Source organism: Spirillospora sp. CA-142024 (assembly GCF_050942325.1).
Taxonomy (GTDB): domain Bacteria; phylum Actinomycetota; class Actinomycetes; order Streptosporangiales; family Streptosporangiaceae; genus Spirillospora.
This window is the reverse complement of record NZ_CP192077.1, coordinates 3,447,762-3,465,583: the sequence shown is the minus strand read 5'-3', so window position 1 is coordinate 3,465,583 and position 17,822 is coordinate 3,447,762. Positions and strand designations below refer to the sequence as shown.

At 73.0% G+C, this 17,822-nt stretch carries 13 protein-coding genes; 8 read left to right on the top strand and 5 right to left on the bottom strand.

The features are described 5' to 3' along the window. Positions 1-9 precede the first annotated feature (9 nt). The 4 genes from ACQPZP_RS16750 (at position 10) to ACQPZP_RS16735 (ending at position 3,361) form a co-directional block, all read left to right on the top strand. Positions 10-267, top strand: a complete 258-nt coding sequence (locus ACQPZP_RS16750) for a lasso peptide biosynthesis PqqD family chaperone (protein WP_433478532.1) — start codon at positions 10-12, stop codon at positions 265-267. Then, positions 264-704 (top strand): lasso peptide biosynthesis B2 protein, encoded by a 441-nt coding sequence (locus tag ACQPZP_RS16745; protein ID WP_433478531.1) that lies wholly within the window; start codon positions 264-266, stop codon positions 702-704. The genes ACQPZP_RS16750 and ACQPZP_RS16745 overlap by 4 nt, the downstream gene beginning before the upstream one ends. Beyond that, positions 694-2,448 carry an ABC transporter ATP-binding protein gene (locus tag ACQPZP_RS16740; RefSeq protein WP_433478530.1) on the top strand — a complete coding sequence of 585 codons (1,755 nt, stop codon included), beginning with the start codon at positions 694-696 and terminating at the stop codon, positions 2,446-2,448. The genes ACQPZP_RS16745 and ACQPZP_RS16740 overlap by 11 nt, the downstream gene beginning before the upstream one ends. 76 nt (positions 2,449-2,524) lie before the next feature. After that, the gene (locus ACQPZP_RS16735; protein ID WP_433478529.1) at positions 2,525-3,361 is read left to right on the top strand and encodes a GNAT family N-acetyltransferase; all 837 of its coding nucleotides are present in this window, start codon (positions 2,525-2,527) and stop codon (positions 3,359-3,361) included. Between the two features lie 45 nt (positions 3,362-3,406). On the opposite strand, the gene uvrB is transcribed toward ACQPZP_RS16735, so the two are convergent. Both uvrB and ACQPZP_RS16725 read right to left on the bottom strand, forming a co-directional pair. Next, a complete protein-coding gene (uvrB, locus tag ACQPZP_RS16730; RefSeq protein WP_433478528.1) occupies positions 3,407-5,524 on the bottom strand; it encodes an excinuclease ABC subunit UvrB in 2,118 nt (705 codons plus the stop codon). A gap of 80 nt (positions 5,525-5,604) precedes the next feature. Next, positions 5,605-6,756, bottom strand: a complete 1,152-nt coding sequence (locus ACQPZP_RS16725; RefSeq protein WP_433478527.1) for a sensor histidine kinase — start codon at positions 6,754-6,756, stop codon at positions 5,605-5,607. A 134-nt stretch (positions 6,757-6,890) separates the two neighbouring features. On the opposite strand from ACQPZP_RS16725, the gene ACQPZP_RS16720 reads away from it, so the two are divergent. The 3 genes from ACQPZP_RS16720 to ACQPZP_RS16710 are packed head-to-tail and all read left to right on the top strand — an operon-like array spanning position 6,891 to position 9,522. Continuing rightward, entirely contained in the window at positions 6,891-7,904 is a 1,014-nt protein-coding gene (locus tag ACQPZP_RS16720) for a hypothetical protein (RefSeq protein ID WP_433478526.1), read from the top strand. 21 nt (positions 7,905-7,925) lie between these two features. Continuing rightward, positions 7,926-8,606 (top strand): hypothetical protein, encoded by a 681-nt coding sequence (locus tag ACQPZP_RS16715; protein WP_433478525.1) that lies wholly within the window; start codon positions 7,926-7,928, stop codon positions 8,604-8,606. Between the two features lie 31 nt (positions 8,607-8,637). Beyond that, positions 8,638-9,522, top strand: coding sequence for an inositol monophosphatase family protein (locus tag ACQPZP_RS16710; protein WP_433478524.1), 885 nt, complete (start codon positions 8,638-8,640; stop codon positions 9,520-9,522). A gap of 5 nt (positions 9,523-9,527) precedes the next feature. Here the strand turns inward: ACQPZP_RS16710 and ACQPZP_RS16705 are convergent, their stop codons facing one another. Beyond that, positions 9,528-10,754: an SLC13 family permease gene (locus ACQPZP_RS16705; RefSeq protein ID WP_433478523.1), complete on the bottom strand. Its 1,227-nt coding sequence runs from the start codon at positions 10,752-10,754 to the stop codon at positions 9,528-9,530. Between the two features lie 68 nt (positions 10,755-10,822). Here ACQPZP_RS16705 and ACQPZP_RS16700 point away from each other — a divergent pair, with 68 nt between their 5' ends. Next, on the top strand, positions 10,823-16,693 hold the full coding sequence (locus ACQPZP_RS16700; RefSeq protein ID WP_433478522.1) for a TIR domain-containing protein: 5,871 nt from the start codon (positions 10,823-10,825) through the stop codon (positions 16,691-16,693). Here the strand turns inward: ACQPZP_RS16700 and coaE are convergent. Further along, complete coding sequence (coaE, locus tag ACQPZP_RS16695; RefSeq protein WP_433478521.1) at positions 16,690-17,289, bottom strand: dephospho-CoA kinase; 600 nt, start codon at positions 17,287-17,289, stop codon at positions 16,690-16,692. The genes ACQPZP_RS16700 and coaE overlap by 4 nt on opposite strands. Before the next feature lie 25 nt (positions 17,290-17,314). Then, the gene (locus ACQPZP_RS16690; protein ID WP_433478520.1) at positions 17,315-17,806 is read right to left on the bottom strand and encodes a GNAT family N-acetyltransferase; all 492 of its coding nucleotides are present in this window, start codon (positions 17,804-17,806) and stop codon (positions 17,315-17,317) included. Positions 17,807-17,822 lie beyond the last annotated feature (16 nt).

The window sequence follows — 17,822 nt, the reverse complement described above, 5'->3', positions numbered from 1 at the left end:
GGAGACCGGATGACCCTGCGACTGCGACCAGGCGTGTCCACCGCGGACACCGCGTACGGGGCGGTGCTGCTCGACGAGCAGAGCGGAGACTACTGGCAGCTCAACCCGACCGCGGCGTCGACCGTCCGGCGGCTCACGGGCGGCGACAGCACGGCGCAGGCCGCGGCGGCGCTGGCCGAGGAGTTCGGCGTCGACCCGGCGCGGGCTCTGGAGGACGTGACGACGCTGGTGGAGCAGCTGCGCGCGGCCCGGCTGGTGCGGCCGTGACCGTCCCGAGCGCGCTGCACCGCCCGTCCAAAGGGCCGGTGTCGCGGCGCGCGGCGGCCCGGCTCGCGGTGTCCTTGGCCCGGCTGATCGCCCTCCTGCCGCCGCGGCGCATCCGGTGGGTCCTCGCCGTGCTGCGGACGGGGGCCCGCCCGGCCGGCTACGACCAGGCGCGGGCGGCGCGGCACGCGGTCGTCGCCGTCAGCCTGACCTGCCTCGGCCCGCGCGGCTGCCTGCCCCGGTCCCTGGCGACCGCGCTTCTGTGCCGGTTCGGGGGCACCTGGCCGACCTGGTGCGTCGGCGCGCGGGTGCTGCCCCCGTTCGGCGCGCACGCGTGGGTGGAGGCGGACGGCCGGCTCGTCGAGGAGAACGTCCCGGACGGCTACCTCACCCCGCTGATCACCGTCCCGCCGCGCGGCGGGGAACGCCGTGGCGGCTGAGCGGGAGGGCCTGCGCGGTGTCCTGCGGCTGGCCGCCGGGCACCGCGGCCCGATCGCCGCGACCGTGGCGCTGACCCTCGCCGCGTCCGCGCTGGGGCTGGCCCAGCCGCTTGTCGCACGGGACGTGATCGACGCCGCGGCGGCGGGACGGACGGCGTGGCACGGCGTGGCGGCGCTGGTCGCGCTGTTCGCCGTCCAGGCGCTGGCGCAGGCCGTGGTCCGGTTCCAGCTTGCGCGCACCGGCGAGGGGATCGTGCTGGGCCTGCGGCTGAGCCTGATCGACCGGCTGCTGCGGCTCCGCATGCCCGCCTACGACCGGCACCGGGTCGGCGACCTGATCTCCCGGACGGACGCGGACACGTTCGCGGTCAGGCAGATCATCGCCGGCGGCCTCACCGACGCCGTGACCGGGAGCATCGGCCTCGCCGCCACGATCGCGCTGATGCTCTGGCTCGACTGGACGCTGTTCGCGTGCGTCGCGGCCGTCGTCGTGGTCGCCGGGGCCGTTCTCGGCACGGCGCTGCGCGGCATGCGGGACGCGTCGCTGCGCGGGCGGCGGGCGACCGGGGCGATGGCCGCCGACCTGGAGCGGGCGCTCAGCGCGATCCGGACCGTGAAGGCGGCACGGGCGGAGGTCCGGGAGAGCGAGCGCATCGGCGGCCGGGCCGAGGCCGCCTACGCCGCGAACGTCCGGATGGCCGGGTTCGACGCGCTGGTCGCGCCCGCCACCGAGCTCGCGGTGACGGGCTCCTTCCTCGTGGCGCTGCTGGTCGGCGGGGCGCGCGTGGCCGGCGGGTCCGGCTCCGTCGCCGACCTCGTGGCCTTCCTGCTCTACATGCTCTACCTGACGGGCCCGCTGGGGGCGCTGTTCGAGTCGCTCAGCGTCGTCCAGCAGGGCACCGGGGCCGTCCAGCGGATCAGGGAGGCCCTCGTCCTGCCCCGGGAGAGCGGCGACCCGCCGCGCGCGGAGCCACCGCACGACGACCGGTCCCCGGCCCTGGAGTTCCGCGACGTGTGGTTCGGCTACCGGCGGTCGCGGCCCGTCCTGCGAGGCGTCTCCTTCGAGGTGCCGCGGCACGGGTTCGTCGCGCTGATCGGCCGGTCCGGCGCCGGGAAGTCGACGGTCTTCGCCCTCGCGGAGCGCTTCTACGATCCCGACCGCGGGGAGGTGCTGGTCGGCGGTGTCCCGGCGGACGCGCGGAGCCGCTCCGGTCACCGCGCGAGGATCGGCCTGGTCGAGCAGGACTGCCCGATCCTGGACGGCACCATCCGCGACAACCTCGTCTACGCGGCCCCGCACGCGGGCGAGGACGAGATCCGCGAGGCGGTCCGCGTGACGAATCTCGCGGGCCTCGTCGCCCGGCTCCCGCACGGCCTGGACTCCGGCGTCGGCGAGCACGGCCGGGAGCTGTCGGGCGGTGAGCGCCAGCGCCTCGCGATCGCCCGCGCACTGGTCGCGCGCCCGGACCTGCTCCTGCTGGACGAGCCGACGGCGCATCTGGACCTGGAGAGCGAGCAGGCGCTGCACCGCACGCTCGGCGAGACCGCCGGCCGGTGCGCGCTTCTCGTGATCGCCCACCGGTTCACCACCGTGCGCGCCGCCGCGCACATCGTCGTCCTGGACGAGGGCCGGATCGTCGCGTCGGGCACCCACGAGGAGCTCATGGACGTCAGCGCCTACTACCGCACCCTGGCCACCCCGTGGCCCGGCCCCTCCCGCGAGGGCGCGCCCGCGCGCCAGTGACCCCGCCACGAGCGATCCGGCGCCGCCGGCGCGAAAATGGGGTGCGGGGTGGGCGAGGGCGTGGTCATGCTCGGGTATGGGCTGGGCACTGACCGACGATCTTGAAGAGTTCCTCGCGCGGGCGGACGGGTTCCTGCGGGGCGATCCCGTCGCGAACACCGTGACGCTGACCGTCACGGAGGCCATGCGCGCGCAAGGCTCAGGGCTCTACCGGAACGCGTTGTTCGGGTGGTGGACGGCAGGCGGGGACGTCCAGGCCACGTGCATGTGGACCGGAAGGTATCCGGTGCTGCTCAGCGCGATGCCGGAACCGGCGGCGCCGGAGCTGGCGGACGCCCTGGCCGGCCGGGACGCCGACGTGCCGGCGGTCAACGCGACGCCGACGGCCGCCTCGGGATTCGCGGAGGCGTGGGAGCGCCTGACCGGGACGCCGGGCCGTGTCATCATGCGGCAGCGCCTGCACCGGCTGGCGCGCCTTGAGATGCCCGACCCGCCGCCGCAGGGCGCCGCGCGTGTCGCCGGAGCCGGTGACCGCGAGCTGGTGCACGACTGGTTCGCGGCGTTCCACCGCGACGCCGGCGGGCACGGCGACCCGAATCCGGCGGTGGTCGACGGCAGGCTCGGCGAGGGCGGCATCACGCTGTGGGAGGCCGGCGGACGCCCGGTGGCGATGGCGGGGCGGACCCCGGCGGTCGCGGGGGCAGCGCGGGTGGCGCCCGTGTACACGCCGTCCGAGCACCGCCGCAGGGGCTACGGGGCCGCAGTGACCGCCGCCGTCACCCAGGGCGCGCTGGACAAGGGAGCCGCCGACGTGGTGCTGTTCACCGACCTGGCGAACCCGACGAGCAACGGCGTCTACCGCCGCCTCGGCTACCGCCCGGTCGAAGACCGCGTCGTCCTCGCCTTCGCGTGACGCCCGCCTGCTCCGCCTCTGGGGCGGGACCGGGGAGGTCGGCGCTCACTTGACGCCGGCCTCCTTCATGTCGCGGAGTTCGCGCTTGAGTTCCTTGATCTCGTCGCGGAGCCGGGCGGCCAGCTCGAACTGCAGGTCGGTGGCGGCCTGGTGCATCTGGTCCGTCATCTGCTCGATGAGGGCCTCCAGCTCCTCGCGGGGCCGCTCGCCGACCAGGTCGGCGGCGTGCCGGCCGGCCTCCTTCGTCCTCGACGCGAGGCCGGGGACGGGGGCCTTGCCGCGGGACTGCTGGCGCCCGGCGCCGCCGATCAGGGTCTCGGTGTCGGCGTCCTCGCGGGCCAGGGAGTCGAGGATGTCGGCGATGCGCTTGCGGAGGGCCTGCGGCTCGATGCCGTGCTCGTCGTTGTAGGCCTGCTGCTTGGCGCGCCGCCGGTTCGTCTCGTCGATCGCCCGTTCCATGGACGGCGTGACCGTGTCGGCGTACATGTGGACCTGTCCGGAGACGTTCCGGGCCGCGCGGCCGATCGTCTGGATGAGGGACGTCTCGGAGCGCAGGAAGCCCTCCTTGTCGGCGTCCAGGATCGCCACGAGGGAGACCTCGGGCAGGTCGAGGCCCTCACGGAGCAGGTTGATGCCGACCAGGACGTCGAACTCGCCGGCGCGCAGCTCGCGGAGCAGCTCGATGCGGCGCAGCGTGTCGACCTCGCTGTGCAGGTAGCGGACCTGGATACCGAGTTCGAGCAGGTAGTCGGTGAGGTCCTCGGCCATCTTCTTGGTGAGCGTGGTCACGAGGACGCGCTCGTCGCGTTCGGTGCGCTCGCGGATCTCGTGGATGAGGTCGTCGATCTGCCCCTTGGTGGGCTTGACGACGATCTCGGGGTCGATGAGGCCGGTGGGCCGGATGACCTGCTCGACGACGTCGCCCTTGACGCGGTTCATCTCGTAGGGGCCGGGCGTCGCCGAGAGGTAGACGGTCTGGCCGATCCGGTCGAGGAACTCCTCCCACTTCAGGGGCCGGTTGTCCATGGCGGACGGCAGCCGGAACCCGTGCTCGACCAGCATCCGCTTGCGGGAGGCGTCGCCCTCGTACATGGCGCCGATCTGCGGGACGGTCTGGTGCGACTCGTCGATGACGAGGAGGAAGTCCTCCGGGAAGTAGTCGAGGAGGGTGTTGGGGGCGGTGCCGGGGCCGCGGCCGTCGATGTGCCGGGAGTAGTTCTCGATGCCGGAGCAGGTGCCGACCTGCCGCATCATCTCGATGTCGTAGGCGGTGCGCATGCGCAGCCGCTGCGCCTCCAGCATCTTGCCCTGCCGCTCCATCACGGCGAGGGTCTCCTCCAGCTCGGCCTCGATGGCGCGGATGGCCCGCTCCATGCGCTCGGGCCCGGCGACGTAGTGGGAGGCGGGGAAGACGTACAGCTCCTCGTCCTCGGTGATCAGCTCGCCGGTCAGGGGGTGCAGGGTGGCGAGCTTCTCGATCTCGTCGCCGAACATCTCGATGCGGACGGCGAGTTCCTCGTACTGCGGGATGATCTCGATGGTGTCGCCGCGGACGCGGAACGTGCCGCGGGTGAAGGCGAGGTCGTTGCGGGTGTACTGCATGCCGACGAGCTGCCGGAGCAGGTCGTCGCGGTCGATCTCCTGGCCGACGTGCAGGCGGACCATCCGGTCGACGTACTCCTGCGGCGTGCCGAGGCCGTAGATGCAGGACACCGACGCGACGACGACGGTGTCGCGGCGGGTGAGCAGGGAGTTGGTCGCCGAGTGCCGGAGCCGGTCGACCTCGTCGTTGATCGAGGAGTCCTTCTCGATGTAGGTGTCGGTCTGCGGGATGTACGCCTCGGGCTGGTAGTAGTCGTAGTACGAGACGAAGTACTCGACGGCGTTGTTCGGCATCATCTCGCGCAGCTCGTTGGCGAACTGGGCGGCGAGGGTCTTGTTCGGCTGCATGACGAGGACGGGCCGCTGCAGCTTCTCCACCAGCCACGCGATCGTGGCGGTCTTCCCGGTGCCGGTGGCGCCGAGGAGCACCGAGTCCTTGCCGCCGCCCTCGACGCGGGCGGTGAGCTCGGCGATCGCCTGCGGCTGGTCGCCCGACGGCGTCATCTCCGTGACGACCTCGAACGGCGCCACGCGGCGCCGCAGGTCCGTGATCGGCCGCATCGGCTCTCCCCTGGGTCCGGCTTACTCCCCTGCTCTCTCAACTGTAGGCAGGGCCTCCGACATTCCGGCGTCCTGTCAGGTCAGGACGCCGGGAGCGGCAGCCTCGCGCGGACGGCGTAGCCGCCCTCACGGGGCCCCGCGTGGAAGCTGCCGCCGAGGGCGGTGACGCGCTCGCGCAGCCCGACCAGGCCGTTCCCGCCGCTCGGCAGCCGGTGCTCCGGCCCGGCGGTGGGCGGGTCGTTGGCGATCTCCACCTCGATCGCCTCGGGGAGCAGGCCGAGGTCCACCCGGGTGTCGGCGGAGCCTGCGTGCTTGTGGACGTTGGTGAGCGACTCCTGGACGAGCCGGTAGACCGTCCGTCCGACGGCGGGCGGCATGGGGCGCTCCTCGCCGCGGATCGACAGGTCCACCCGGAGGCCGGCGGCACCGGACTGGCCGACGAGCTCGCGGACGTGGGCCAGGGTCACCGCCTCCTGGGGCAGGGCCTCCTCGCCCTGCCTGAGCACCCCGATGACGTGGCGGAGTTCCTCCAGCGCCTGCCGCCCCATGTCCCCGATGACGGTGGCGGTCTCGGCCGCCGTGGCGGGGTCGCGGACGGCGATCGCCTTGAGCGCGCCCGCGTGGACCACCATGACGCTGATCCGGTTGGCGACCACGTCGTGCATCTCTCGCGCGATGCGGGTGCGTTCCTCTCCCCGCGCGCGCTCTGCGAGGAGGTGCTGTTCGCGTTCGAGGCGTGCCGTGCGCTCCTGGAGCGATGCAATCAGCTGCTTGCGCGCGCCCATGTAGAGGCCGAGCAGGACGGGGACGGCGATGAACGCTATGCCGAAAATGGCCTGAGCGAGGAAGTTCTCCGTCCCCGCGGTCGGCGACGGGAAGATCAGCCCGGCGGCGTAGCCGATGACGGCGACGGTCAGCACCGTCCGGCGGGACGCGGTGTACGCGGCGAGCGAGTACAGGATGACCAGGGCGGCGAACACTCCGGCGCCCGTGATCGTGCCGAACACCAGCGAGAACACCGCGAGCGCGACCGGGTGGGCCCGCCGCACGATCAGGGCCAGGCCGAGGACGACGCTGCAGATCGACACGACGGGCGGCGGAAGCCAGAACTTCTGGTCGGCGAACCACAGGAACACGCCGTCGGCGATGGCCAGGTTCACGGCGATGAAGATGTCGAGCGCACGCGAACGACGCGTGGGCCATGCCCCCGACAACCACCCCCGCACGCGCATGGCGACGAGCCTATAGCGACCGGAAGGGCGGTCGGTCGCACAAGTGAGCGAACCCCTTACCTGCAAGGCTTTTCCGGCCTATGCCCCCTGGCTACGATGACGACGCGCAGACAAGGACGGGGTAGCCGCAGACAATGACCCGCTTCGCCAACTGGTTCGGGAAGAACGCCGACGCGGTGATCGCGCTCGTGCTGGCCGTCATCGTCGCGATCCTCGGCCTCGGGGTGAACCTGCCGAACGAGGACGAGATCACCAACAGCGGGATCCTCGCGGTGATCGGCCTGCTGGCGACGTCGGTGCTGCGGGACCGCGGACGCCGGATCCCGGTCGAGGCGGAGGTCCGCGACACGCTGCGCGCCTCCTCGGCCACCCTCGACGACCTGAGCGGCAAGCTCGCCCATATCGAGACGTTCGAGAGCGTCCTGACCGACACCAAGCGGGCCCTGGACGAGACGGCGGTCGTCCGGGTGATCAGCGGGGCGCAGGTGGCGCAGGTGCTCGCGGAGGCCCGCCGCGACACCGACCGCTGGTTCTTCAAGGGCGGGACGGGGACCTACATCCGCGCTCGGACGCTGCCCGAGTGCGTGGGCGCGGCCCGCCGGGAAAGGCGGACGCTCCTGTTCCGCCTGGAGATCCTCGATCCGACCAACGTCGAGGTGTGCGAGGCGTACGCGCGTCACCGCCGTTCGGTGTCGGACGGCCCTGACGCTACGGGCGAGCCTTGGACGCTGGAACGCACGCGCAAGGAGGCGTACGCCACGCTCCTGGCGGCGTGCTGGCACAAGCAGCGGTTCGCGATGCTCGACATCGACATCGGCCTGGCGCAGACGATGACGACGCTGCGTTACGACCTGGCGGCGTCACGTGTCGTGGTCACCCGTGACGACCCGCGCGGCGAGGCCCTGGTCGTCGACAGCAGCAAGTTCTATTACAGCTGGGTGAGCGCGGAACTCCAGACCAGCCTGGACCAGGCGCGCCGCGTGCCGGTCGAGCAGGCCCGGCTGGCGCCGCTGGACGACGAGCCCACGGTCGAGGAGGTCCGCAAGCTCTTCGAGGTGATCGGGATCGACCTCGCGCACGCCTACACCGACCGCGACGTCATCGAGATCATCCGTAAGGCGCTGCGGGCCAAGGACCCGTATGAGTGACGAGCCGATGGGGCGGCCGGAGTGAAGTACGAGGAGATCCGCGGGGAGATCGACACCGGGACCGCGGCGCGGACGCTGCCGACGTGGGCGGGGAACGTCCTCGACGGCGTCCTGGACGACGTCGCGGCGGGCCGTTCGCCCGTCCCGGCCGTACGGCACCCTCTGGGCTTCCTCTGCCTCCCCGTGGAGCGCAGCGGCGACTTCGGGGTGTGCCTGCACATCTGGACTCCGGAGGTGCGCCCGGCCCCCTCGACCACGTCGCCCGTACACTGCCACAGCTGGGACCTGCTCAGCTTCGTCTTGTACGGGACGGTGCGGAACGTGCGGATGGACGTCGGTGAGGGCACCGGCGGAGCGGCGCAGCAGGTCTTCGAGGTCATCAGCCAGGACGACCTGGACGAGCTGAGGGCGACCGGACGCGCGGTGCATTGCTCTCCCGGCCTTTCCAGCACGCATCGCACCGGCGAGTCGTACACCCTGCCCGCGGGTGTGTTCCACAGCACCCTCATAGAGGACGGCATGGACGCGGCCACGGTCGCCTTGGGCCGCCAATCACCGGGCGGCGGCGACCTGTCGCTCGGTCCCATGGACGTCCCCACCCACCAGGTGCGTCGTTCACGTTCCGACCACGCCGACACCGTGCGGGCCCTGCGCCGTTCGGCCCGCAGGATCGCCGCCGCCCACTGCTCGCCACGCCGTTAGGCCGGCCGCCGGACCCGACTGGAGAGCCCCGATGAGACCCACGACCCCGTCACCGGCCCTTCCGATCGATCTCGCCAAGGCCCGCCGCGTGGCGGTGGACGCCGCCGAGGCGGCGGGCGCCCTGCTGAGCGCCGGTGTGGGCGGGCCCTTGGACGTGCGTCCGAAGGGCAGCGGCGGGGACGTGGTGACGGAGCTGGACACGGCCGCCGAAGACCTGATCGTCGGACGGCTCCGGGCGGCGTATCCGGGGCACCGCATCATCGCGGAGGAGTCCGGGGTCCTCGACGGCGCACCGGGCGAGGAAATGGTGTGGCTCGTCGATCCGCTGGACGGCACCAACAACGTGGCGATCGGCATGCCCGTCTATGCGGTGGGGCTGGCGTTGTGCGCGCGCGCCGAGCCCGTCTTGGGCGTCGTCCATGACCCTGTGTCGGGGCGGACGTGGTCGGCGGTGCGCGGGAGGGGCACGCTGGCGCCGGACGGGACGCCGTTGGCTCTGGCCGATCGTCCCAGGCCGGGGCGGGAGAAGAACCCGGTGCTGGCCTGGACGCAGGGCCATCAGGTCAAGGCGGGCGATCCGGTGGCGTTCGCGCTGCGCTCGGCCTTGGAGCGCCGGTGCGCGCGGATGCTCCAGCTCTGGGCACCGCTGGTGGCCTGGACGATGCTGGCCCGCGGCGACATCGACGGGATGGTCGGCTACCTCCCCGAGATCGTGGACCTGCCCGCCGGGGCGCTGCTGGCCGCCGAGGCGGGCGCGGAACTGCGCCGCCTGGACGGGGAGCCGTACGAGCTGGGCATCGACCGCCCCGCGTCCGAGCTGGGGTTCGTCGCGGCGCGTCCCGAACTGCTCGACCGTCTCCTGGAGACCACCACGAAGATCGATCAGGAGGGCGGACGCACCCGCGTCGCCTGGTGAACGCCCTACCGGGTGAGCAGGAGGGTTCCCACGGCGGCCGCACAGCCCGCCACGGCCAGTGCCGTCCCGGACAGCACGAATCTCCGCATCGGCACACGGACGTCCCAACGCCGGCACCACTCGAACCACAGCAGCGTGGCCAGCGATCCCCAGGGGGTGATGACCGGCCCCGCGTTCGTCCCGACGAGCAGAGAGAGCAGCTGGTCCTTGTTCGAGGCGGGCACGGCCGACTCCCCCGCCACGTATGCGGGCAGGTTGTTGAGGACGTTCGACAGCCCCGCCCCGGAGAACGCGGCCCGGAACGCCCCCGCCACACCGTCGTCATGGCCCACCAGGCCGCGCATCACGTCGTCCAGCCCGAACCGTTCCAGAGTGGGGACGACGAGGAAGAGGCCGGTGACGAACACCATGAGCTGCCACGGGATGAGCACAGGACGCAGGACCGACCGGTCGCGCACGGCGAAGGCCGCCACGGCCACGGCGGCGGCGGCGGTCGCGGCGAGGCCGAGCTGGATCCCGGTGTGCACGCCCGCGAGGATGGCCCCGATGAACAGCAGGCACGCGGCCGCGGTGGCCGAGAACAGCACCCGGTCCCGGACGGGGACCGGGTCGGGCGGATCGTACGCGTCCGCGCCGCGCGCCGACCGCCGCCAGTAGAACACCCACAGCAGCGCCATCGTGACGGCCAGGACGGCCAGCTGCGGCGCCCACATGCGAGCGGCGAACGCGCGCGTCTCCAGCGCGACCCGGTCGGCGGCGAGCAGGTTGGTCAGATTCGACACGGGCAGCAGGAGGCTCGCCGTGTTGGCCAGCCACACCGTCGTCATGGCCAGCGGGAGGGTGGCGATCCGCGCGCGCGCCGCCAGCGCCAGCATGACCGGGGTCAGCAGTACCGCGGTCGTGTCGAGGTTGAGGAAGATGGTCGTCAGTGACGCGAACGCCACGCAGAGCAGGAACAGCGCGACGTAGTTTCCGCGCCCCGCCCGCGCCATGCGCTGGGCGATCGCGTCGAAGACCCCGGCCTCCTTGGTGAGCTCCGCCAGGATGATGACGCTGAACAGGAAGAGCAGCAGGGGCGCGATCCGCCCGATGCTGGAGCGGGCCGTGTCGGCGGGCAGCAGACCGGTGGCGACGAACACGACACCGAGCACGAGCACGGCGATGCGGATCCAGTCGAGAACCCCCAGTGAACCGACGGCGCGGCGGAGGGGCTCGGTCGGAGGGGGCGGCACGCGCGTCATGATCCCATAGGCGGCCCGGCGCGCCTCCGCCGGTGCCGCCGTCGCGCGATACTGGCGCAATGACGACCCCCGGCCACCCCCAGGAGCGCCCGACCGACTTCTTCATCAGCTACTCGCCGGCCGACGAACGGTGGGCGTCCTGGATCGCGTGGCAGCTGGAGGCCGCGGGGCATCGAACGATGATGCAGGCGTGGGACTTCGTGCCCGGGACCAACTTCATCGACTTCATGGACCGGGGCCTGTCGGAGGCCAAGGCCGTGGTGGCGGTGCTGTCGCGCAACTACCTGCGCTCCAGGTACGGGCGGCTGGAGTGGATGGCGGCGCTGCGGGCCGACCCCGACGACCCCGCGCGCAAGCTGGTCACGGTGCGCATCGAGGACTGCCCGATCGACGGGCTGCTGTCCACGATCACCTACGTGGACCTGGTGGGGATCGACGACCCGGACGAGGCGCGCCGGCTGCTGATGCGGCGCATCCAGGAGTCCCTCGCCGGCCACGCCCGGCCGCTGAACGGCCCTGGTTTCCCCGGAGCCGGGCCCGGCCGCCCGGGACCGCTTCCCGGTGGCCGGGAGCCGCTTCCGGGCCGTCTGGAGGAGACTGACGGCCCGCGGGACGGTTCCGGGCGGCCGGAGCCGGCCGGGGAGCGTCCGGTCCGGCGGGCTCCGGTCGCCGCGCCGGCGTTCCCCGCCGCCGACGCCGGGCACGGGCCGCGCGACCGGCTGAGCGTCCTGCACGTCTCCGGGCCCCGGTTCGGCCGGACGCTCGCCGAGCCCGGCGAGCCGACGACGGCCACCGAGCTGCAGGACCGGATCTGGAGCGACGTGACGCGGCTGGCCGACTCCGGCGTGCCCCGTCCCGACCTGCTCGTCGTGAGCGGCGACATCACCCACTCCGGCAGCCGCAAGGAGTTCGCCGAGGCGCTGTCGTTCCTGACGAGCCTGCGCGCGCTGCTGGGCCTGGAGGCGCAGCGCGTCGTGGTCGTCCCGGGGACCCATGACGTCACTCGCGCGGCATGCCAGGCGTACTTCTCCAGCTGCGAGGCCGACGACATCGAGCCGCAGCCGCCGTACTGGCCGAAGTGGCGGCACTACGCGGGCCTGTTCAAGGAGTTCTACCAGGGCATCGACGCCCTCATCTTCGACAGCGCCCAGCCGTGGACGCTGTTCCCCGTCCCGGACCTCAAGGTGGTGGTGGCCGGGCTCAACTCGACCCTGCCTCAGACCCACCGTGAGGAGGACCGGTACGGGCGCGTCGGCCAGGCGCAGGCGGCCTGGTTCAACGAGCGGCTGCGGCATTTCGAGGACGAGGGCTGGCTGCGCCTGGGCGCCGTCCAGCACACCCCCATCGCCGGCGAGCCCGGCGCGCTGCGCGACCCCGGGACGGTGGAGACGCTCCTCGCCTCCCACGTCAACCTGTTCTTCCAGGGGACGGAGTCGGATTTCGGCGCCATCCCCCTGCTCGGCGGCAGCGGCGTCCCGTCGGTCCCCGCACTGGGCCCGGGCCGCCACCAGATCGTCGTCGTGAACCGGGACGGGCTGGAACGGTGGATTCCGGAGGACGCCGCCAGGCGCGGACCGGAACGCCTCGAACGGTCCTGGCAGAGCATCGACGGAACGTTCCCGCCGCCACGCACCGAGCCCCATCCGGAGCCGCCCGTCCCGGAACTGGGCCCCGGAGCGCAGGGCACCGCCGACCCCGTCCCCGACCCCAGCGCGCAACTCCTCGACCGGCTGACGGAGGCGTGCGAGACGCGTTTCGAACGCGCGACCATCCGGCGCATCGTCCCGCCCGCACGCGAGGACGGCCGGTCAGACCCGCCGCACCTGCTCCTCACCCACATGGAGGACGGGTTCGTCCGCCAGTACCGCATCGGGGCCCATGTGGGGCAGGTGACAGAGGCGGACGTGGACGCGTTCGTCAGGCACGTGCACGCCGACGGAACCGACCATGGCTCGGAACTGGTGTACCTGGGTCCCGCGCCGGCACGGTCCGTGCGCGACGACGCGCTCCGGCGCGGCGTGCGGGTGCGCAGCCTCACCGAGTTCCAGGGGCTCGTCGACCTGTCGGAGTACGTGACCGCCCAGACGGGGCGCCTCTCCGCCGGAGGGCTTTACCCGCCTTCCCTGTACGTCCCACAGCGCTACCGGGAACTCGACCGCTTCCGCCCGGAGCCTGAGACGGGCGGCGACGAAGGGGCGGGTTCGGCGACGGACGTCCACGAGGACGTCGTCGGCGAGATGCTGCGGCTCCTCGCCGCGGACCACGGGCGCTTCCTCCTCCTGCTGGGCGACTTCGGCCGCGGCAAGACGTTCGCCCTGCGCGAGCTCGCCCGCCGCATCCCGCAGGAGCTGCCGCACGTGATCCCGATCCTCATCGAGCTGCGGGCCCTCGACAAGGCGCACTCGGTGGACGGCCTAGTCGCCGCGCATCTGGCCAACCACGGCGAGGAGCTGATCGACCTCAAGGCGTTCCACTACATGCTCCGCCAAGGGCGCATCGTCCTGCTCTTCGACGGGTTCGACGAGCTGGTGACGCGGATGACCTACGACCAGGCCGCCGACCACCTCGACACGCTGCTGCAGGCCGCCCAGGACAAGGCGAAGATCGTGGTGGCGAGCCGCACGCAGCACTTCAAGTCCCAGGCGCAGGTGCTGACGGCCCTCGGTGAGAAGGTCGGCGTGCTGCCCCACCGGCGCGTCCTCGGCCTGGAGGAGTTCGCGCCACCGCAGGTCCGTTCGTACCTGGTGAACCGGTACGGGGACGAGGGGGCGGCGGAAGCCCGGCTGAGCCTGCTCGCGGGGATCGAGGAGCTGCTGGCGCTGACGTCCAACCCGCGCATGCTGTCCTTCATCGCCGACCTGCCCGACCACCGGCTGCGCTCGGTCGCGCAGGCCCGCCGGGCCGTCAGCCCCGCCGACCTCTACCACGAGATCCTGTCGTCGTGGCTCGCGTACGAGGCCGACCGGGTCGGCGGGGCGGGCGGGCCGTCCGGGCTGAAGGCCGAGGACATGTGGCAGGCCGTGGGCACCCTCGCGCTGCGGCTGTGGGAGGGCGAGGAGCAGTTCCTGCGTCTCGCTGAGCTGTCCGACGTCGCCGACACCCTCACCGGGCTCGCCGACGGACGGATGTCACCGCACCAGGTGACGCACGCCGTCGGCGCCGGGAGCCTGCTCGTCCGCACGCCCGAGGGGCTGTTCGGCTTCATTCACACATCGGTGATGGAGTGGCTGGTCGCGCGGCACATCGCGGACGAGTTCGCCAGGGGCGCGGCACCGGCCGCCCTGGGCCGCCGCGCGCTGACCCAGCTCACCGTCGACTTCCTGTGCGACCTCGCCGACACCCGCGCCTGCCAGGAGTGGACCGCCGGCGTGCTCGCCGATCCCGAAGCCGCCGACATTGCCCGCGCCAACGCGATCCGCATCACGACACGGCTGCGCACCCCCGCGCACACCGACCTGCGCGGCGCCCGCCTGCAAGGCGAGGACCTGTCCTACCGCGACTTGCAGGAGGTCGACCTGACGGGTGCCGACCTCACCGACGCCCAGCTCGTCGGCGCGAACCTCTCGCGTGCCGTCCTGCGGGACGCGTCGCTGGCCGGGGCACGCCTGGACGAGGCCAGGCTGACCGGCGCCGACCTCCGCGGCGCCGACCTGTCCCGGGCCCGCCTCGCCCGCGCCGACCTGCGCGACGTCTCCGTGGACGGCAGCCGCTGGACGCGCGCCGCCCTCGTCGACGCCGACCTGCCCGACCGGATCGCCGCCGCCCCCGAACTGCGCGAGGCCGCCATCGCACCCGGCCGTCCCATCGACATCCAGGTCGCACCGGCCGGCGTAGGTGTCCCGTACGGGTTCCACTTCCAGACCAGCCGCCTCCCGCAGCCGCTCGCGTACAGCCCGGGAGGCTCCGTCCTGGCCGTGGGCGGTGAGGACGGCGGTGTCCTCATCTGCGACGCCGTCACCGGCATACCCCTGCGCAACCTCCAGGGCCACACCGACCGCGCCTACGCGGTCGCCTTCGACACCGCGGGAAACCTGCTGGCGAGCGGATCCGCCGACGGCACCGTCCGCCTCTGGGACCTCGCCACCGGCCACACCACGCACACCTTCACCGTCCACCCTGAAGGCGTCTGGCCCGTCGTGGTCGGAGGACGTTCCCCGTCGGGCACCGACCTCGTCGCGGCCGGCGCCGCGGACGGGACCGTCCGCGTGTGGGACGCCGCGGCCGGCGCCCTCCTGCACGAGCTGTCAGGACACACCGCTCCCGTCTACACCGCCGTGTTCGACCCCGCCGGCTCACTCATGGTCACCGGCGACTCCGGGGGCACGCTGCGCGTCTGGGACCTCACCACCGGCACGCTCCGCCGCGAGCTGACCGGCCACCGCGGCGCCGTGTTCCGCGCCGTGTTCCACCCGGACGGCTCCCTGCTCGCCGCCGGGGACGAGGCCGGCGTCGTCCGCCTGTGGGACATCCGCACAGGCGAGATCAGCCAGGAACTCCTCGGCCACACCGGACGCGTCTACGCCATCGCGTTCCACCCCGGCGGGAACCTCCTCGTCACCGGCGACACCGACGGATCCGTCCGCATCTGGGAGGACGGCCGGCGGCGCAACGTCCTCTCGGGCCACGGCGGCGGCATCTACCAGGCGACGTTCAGCCCGGACGGCGGCCGCCTCGCCACCGCCGACAGCGCCGGGTCCGTCCGCCTGTGGGACCCCGAGACCGGCCGGCAGCGCCTCGAACTGGCCGGGCATCGGGGCGCCGTGTGGCCGTTCGCGTTCCGCCCGGACGGCGCCCAGCTCGCCACCAGCAGCAACGACGGCACTGCCCGGCTGTGGGACGCCGAGACCGGGCAGTGCCGCGTCGTGCTGCGCGGCCACGGCCGCCGCGTCACCGGCGTCGCGTTCAGCCCGGACGGCGGCCTGCTCGCGAGCAGCGGCAACGACGGCCTCGTCCGGCTCTGGGACCCGCGCTCCGGCCGGATGATCCGGGAGCTGCGCGGCGTCGCCGACAACCTGACCTCCGCCTCGTTCAACACCCGCGACTCCCAGCTCGCCACCGCCACCAACGACGGCGGCGTCCACCTGTGGCAGGCAGGGACCGGCACGTTCGAACGCGAGCTGAACGTCGAGACCGACCACGTCTGGGCACAGGCGTTCGCTCCCGCCGGGGACGTCCTCGCCACCGCCAACGACGACGACTCCGTCCGGCTGTGGTTCTGGACGACCGGCCGCGAGACCGTCAACCTGGCCGACCACCAAGGCCGCGTCCGCTCCATCGACTTCCAGCCCGGCGGCGCCCTCGTCGCCACCGGCTGCGACGACGGCGTCGTCCGGCTCTGGCACCCCCGCACGGGCGAACTCACCGCCGCGCTGCGCGGCCACACCGACCGCGTCTACCGGGTGGCGTTCTCACCGTCCGGCGACACCCTCGCCAGCGCGAGCAACGACGGCACCGTCCGGCTCTGGGACCCGTCCACCGGTGAAGCACTGCACACGCTGACCGGCCACACCGGACGCCTGTGGACGACCGCGTTCCACCCGTCCGGAGCCATGCTCGCCAGCGCGGGCGACGACATGGTCGTGCGGCTCTGGAACCCGGCCGACGGGCGCCTCCTGCACACCCTCCCGGGCCACACCCGCCGCGTCTGGTCGGCCGCGTTCAGCCCCGACGGCTCCCTCCTCGCCACCGCGGGCGACGACGGAGCCATCATCCTCTGGGACGTCACCGACCGGGAGGCGCCCGCGCGCCACGCGACCCTTCTCGGCCTGGCCGAAGGCTGGGCCGCCCTGGCCCCCGACGGCCGCTACAAGTGGGAGGGCAACGCCACCGCCGAGTTCTGGTACGCCGTCGGCATGTGCCGCTTCGAACCCGGCGAACTCGACGCCTACCTGCCGGAGGTCCACCGCCTCCCCCTCGACGCCCCGTTCTAGGACGCGGCGCGGTGAGTCAGGGAGTCCCAGAGCGAGTCGACCTGGGCTTTCAGGTCGTCGAGGGTGCCGGAGTTGTCGATGATGTGCGTGGCGACCGCGCGGCGCTCCTCCCTGGACGCCTGGTTGGCCATGCGCGCGCGGGCGTCCTCCTCCGTCATGCCGCGGCGGGCCACCAGGCGGTCGAGCTGTGCCTCCTCCGGCGCGTCCACGACGACGACCTCGTCGTACATGCCGGCGAGGCCGTTCTCCGCGAGGAGGGGCACGTCGTAGACGACGACGGCATCGGCGGGGGCCGCGTCCATCAGTTCCTGCATCCGCTCCCCCACCAGCGGGTGGACGATCGCGTTCAGCGCGGCGAGGCGGTCGCGGTCGCCGAACACGATGCGGCCGACCTTCTCGCGGTCGAGGGCGCCGGACGGCAGCAGCACGTCCTCGCCGAACTCCGCCACGACGGCGGCGAGGCCCGGGGTGCCCGGCTCCACGACCTCGCGGGCGATCCTGTCGGCGTCGATGAGCAGCGCGCCGCGTCCGGCGAGCCGCGCCGACACCTCGCTCTTGCCCGACCCGATACCGCCGGTGAGTCCCACTTTCAGCACGCGGCTCACCCTAGCGGCGCGCCCGTCAGGCGGTTTCGGCGGGGACGAGGGGTTTGCGCATGTGCACGAGCGTGAGGTGCGCCGCCACGCGTTCCCGGTGCGTCTCGCTGTAGCCGAGGCGGCGGTACAGGCGCAGGTTCGCCTCGCTGAGATGGCCGGTGAACAGGACGCACGCGTCGGCGCGCCCGGCGACCTCGTCCTCCAGCGCCGCCAGCAGGCTCCGCCCTATGCCGCGGCCCTGCATGTCGGGGACGACGACGAGCCGCCCGACCAGGCACGTGTGGTCGCTGAACTGGGCGCGGACGGCGCCGACGACCCGGCCGTCCAGCACCGCCTTCAGCACCACGGCGTCGCCGGACAGCACCTTCCGCAGCTGCTCGGCCGACTCCACCAGCGGCGGGATGAACGGGTCGCCGTACAGCTGCGCCTCCGCCACGTAGGCGGCCCGCTGGACGGTCATCACCTCGCCCGCGTCGCCGGGGCCGGCGCGCTCGATCACGACCGTCGCTTCGCTCATGTCATGACCCTAGCGG

Excerpts from the sequence above, each read along its gene's own strand:
- ACQPZP_RS16710 (WP_433478524.1), top strand. The coding sequence starts at position 8,638 with ATGAGACCCACGACCCCGTCACCGGCCCTTCCGATCGATCTCGCCAAG.
- ACQPZP_RS16735 (WP_433478529.1), top strand. The coding sequence starts at position 2,525 with ATGGGCTGGGCACTGACCGACGATCTTGAAGAGTTCCTCGCGCGGGCG.
- ACQPZP_RS16700 (WP_433478522.1), top strand. The coding sequence starts at position 10,823 with ATGACGACCCCCGGCCACCCCCAGGAGCGCCCGACCGACTTCTTCATC.
- ACQPZP_RS16720 (WP_433478526.1), top strand. The coding sequence starts at position 6,891 with ATGACCCGCTTCGCCAACTGGTTCGGGAAGAACGCCGACGCGGTGATC.
- ACQPZP_RS16690 (WP_433478520.1), bottom strand. The coding sequence starts at position 17,806 with ATGAGCGAAGCGACGGTCGTGATCGAGCGCGCCGGCCCCGGCGACGCG.
- ACQPZP_RS16750 (WP_433478532.1), top strand. The coding sequence starts at position 10 with ATGACCCTGCGACTGCGACCAGGCGTGTCCACCGCGGACACCGCGTAC.
- uvrB (WP_433478528.1), bottom strand. The coding sequence starts at position 5,524 with ATGCGGCCGATCACGGACCTGCGGCGCCGCGTGGCGCCGTTCGAGGTC.
- ACQPZP_RS16725 (WP_433478527.1), bottom strand. The coding sequence starts at position 6,756 with ATGCGCGTGCGGGGGTGGTTGTCGGGGGCATGGCCCACGCGTCGTTCG.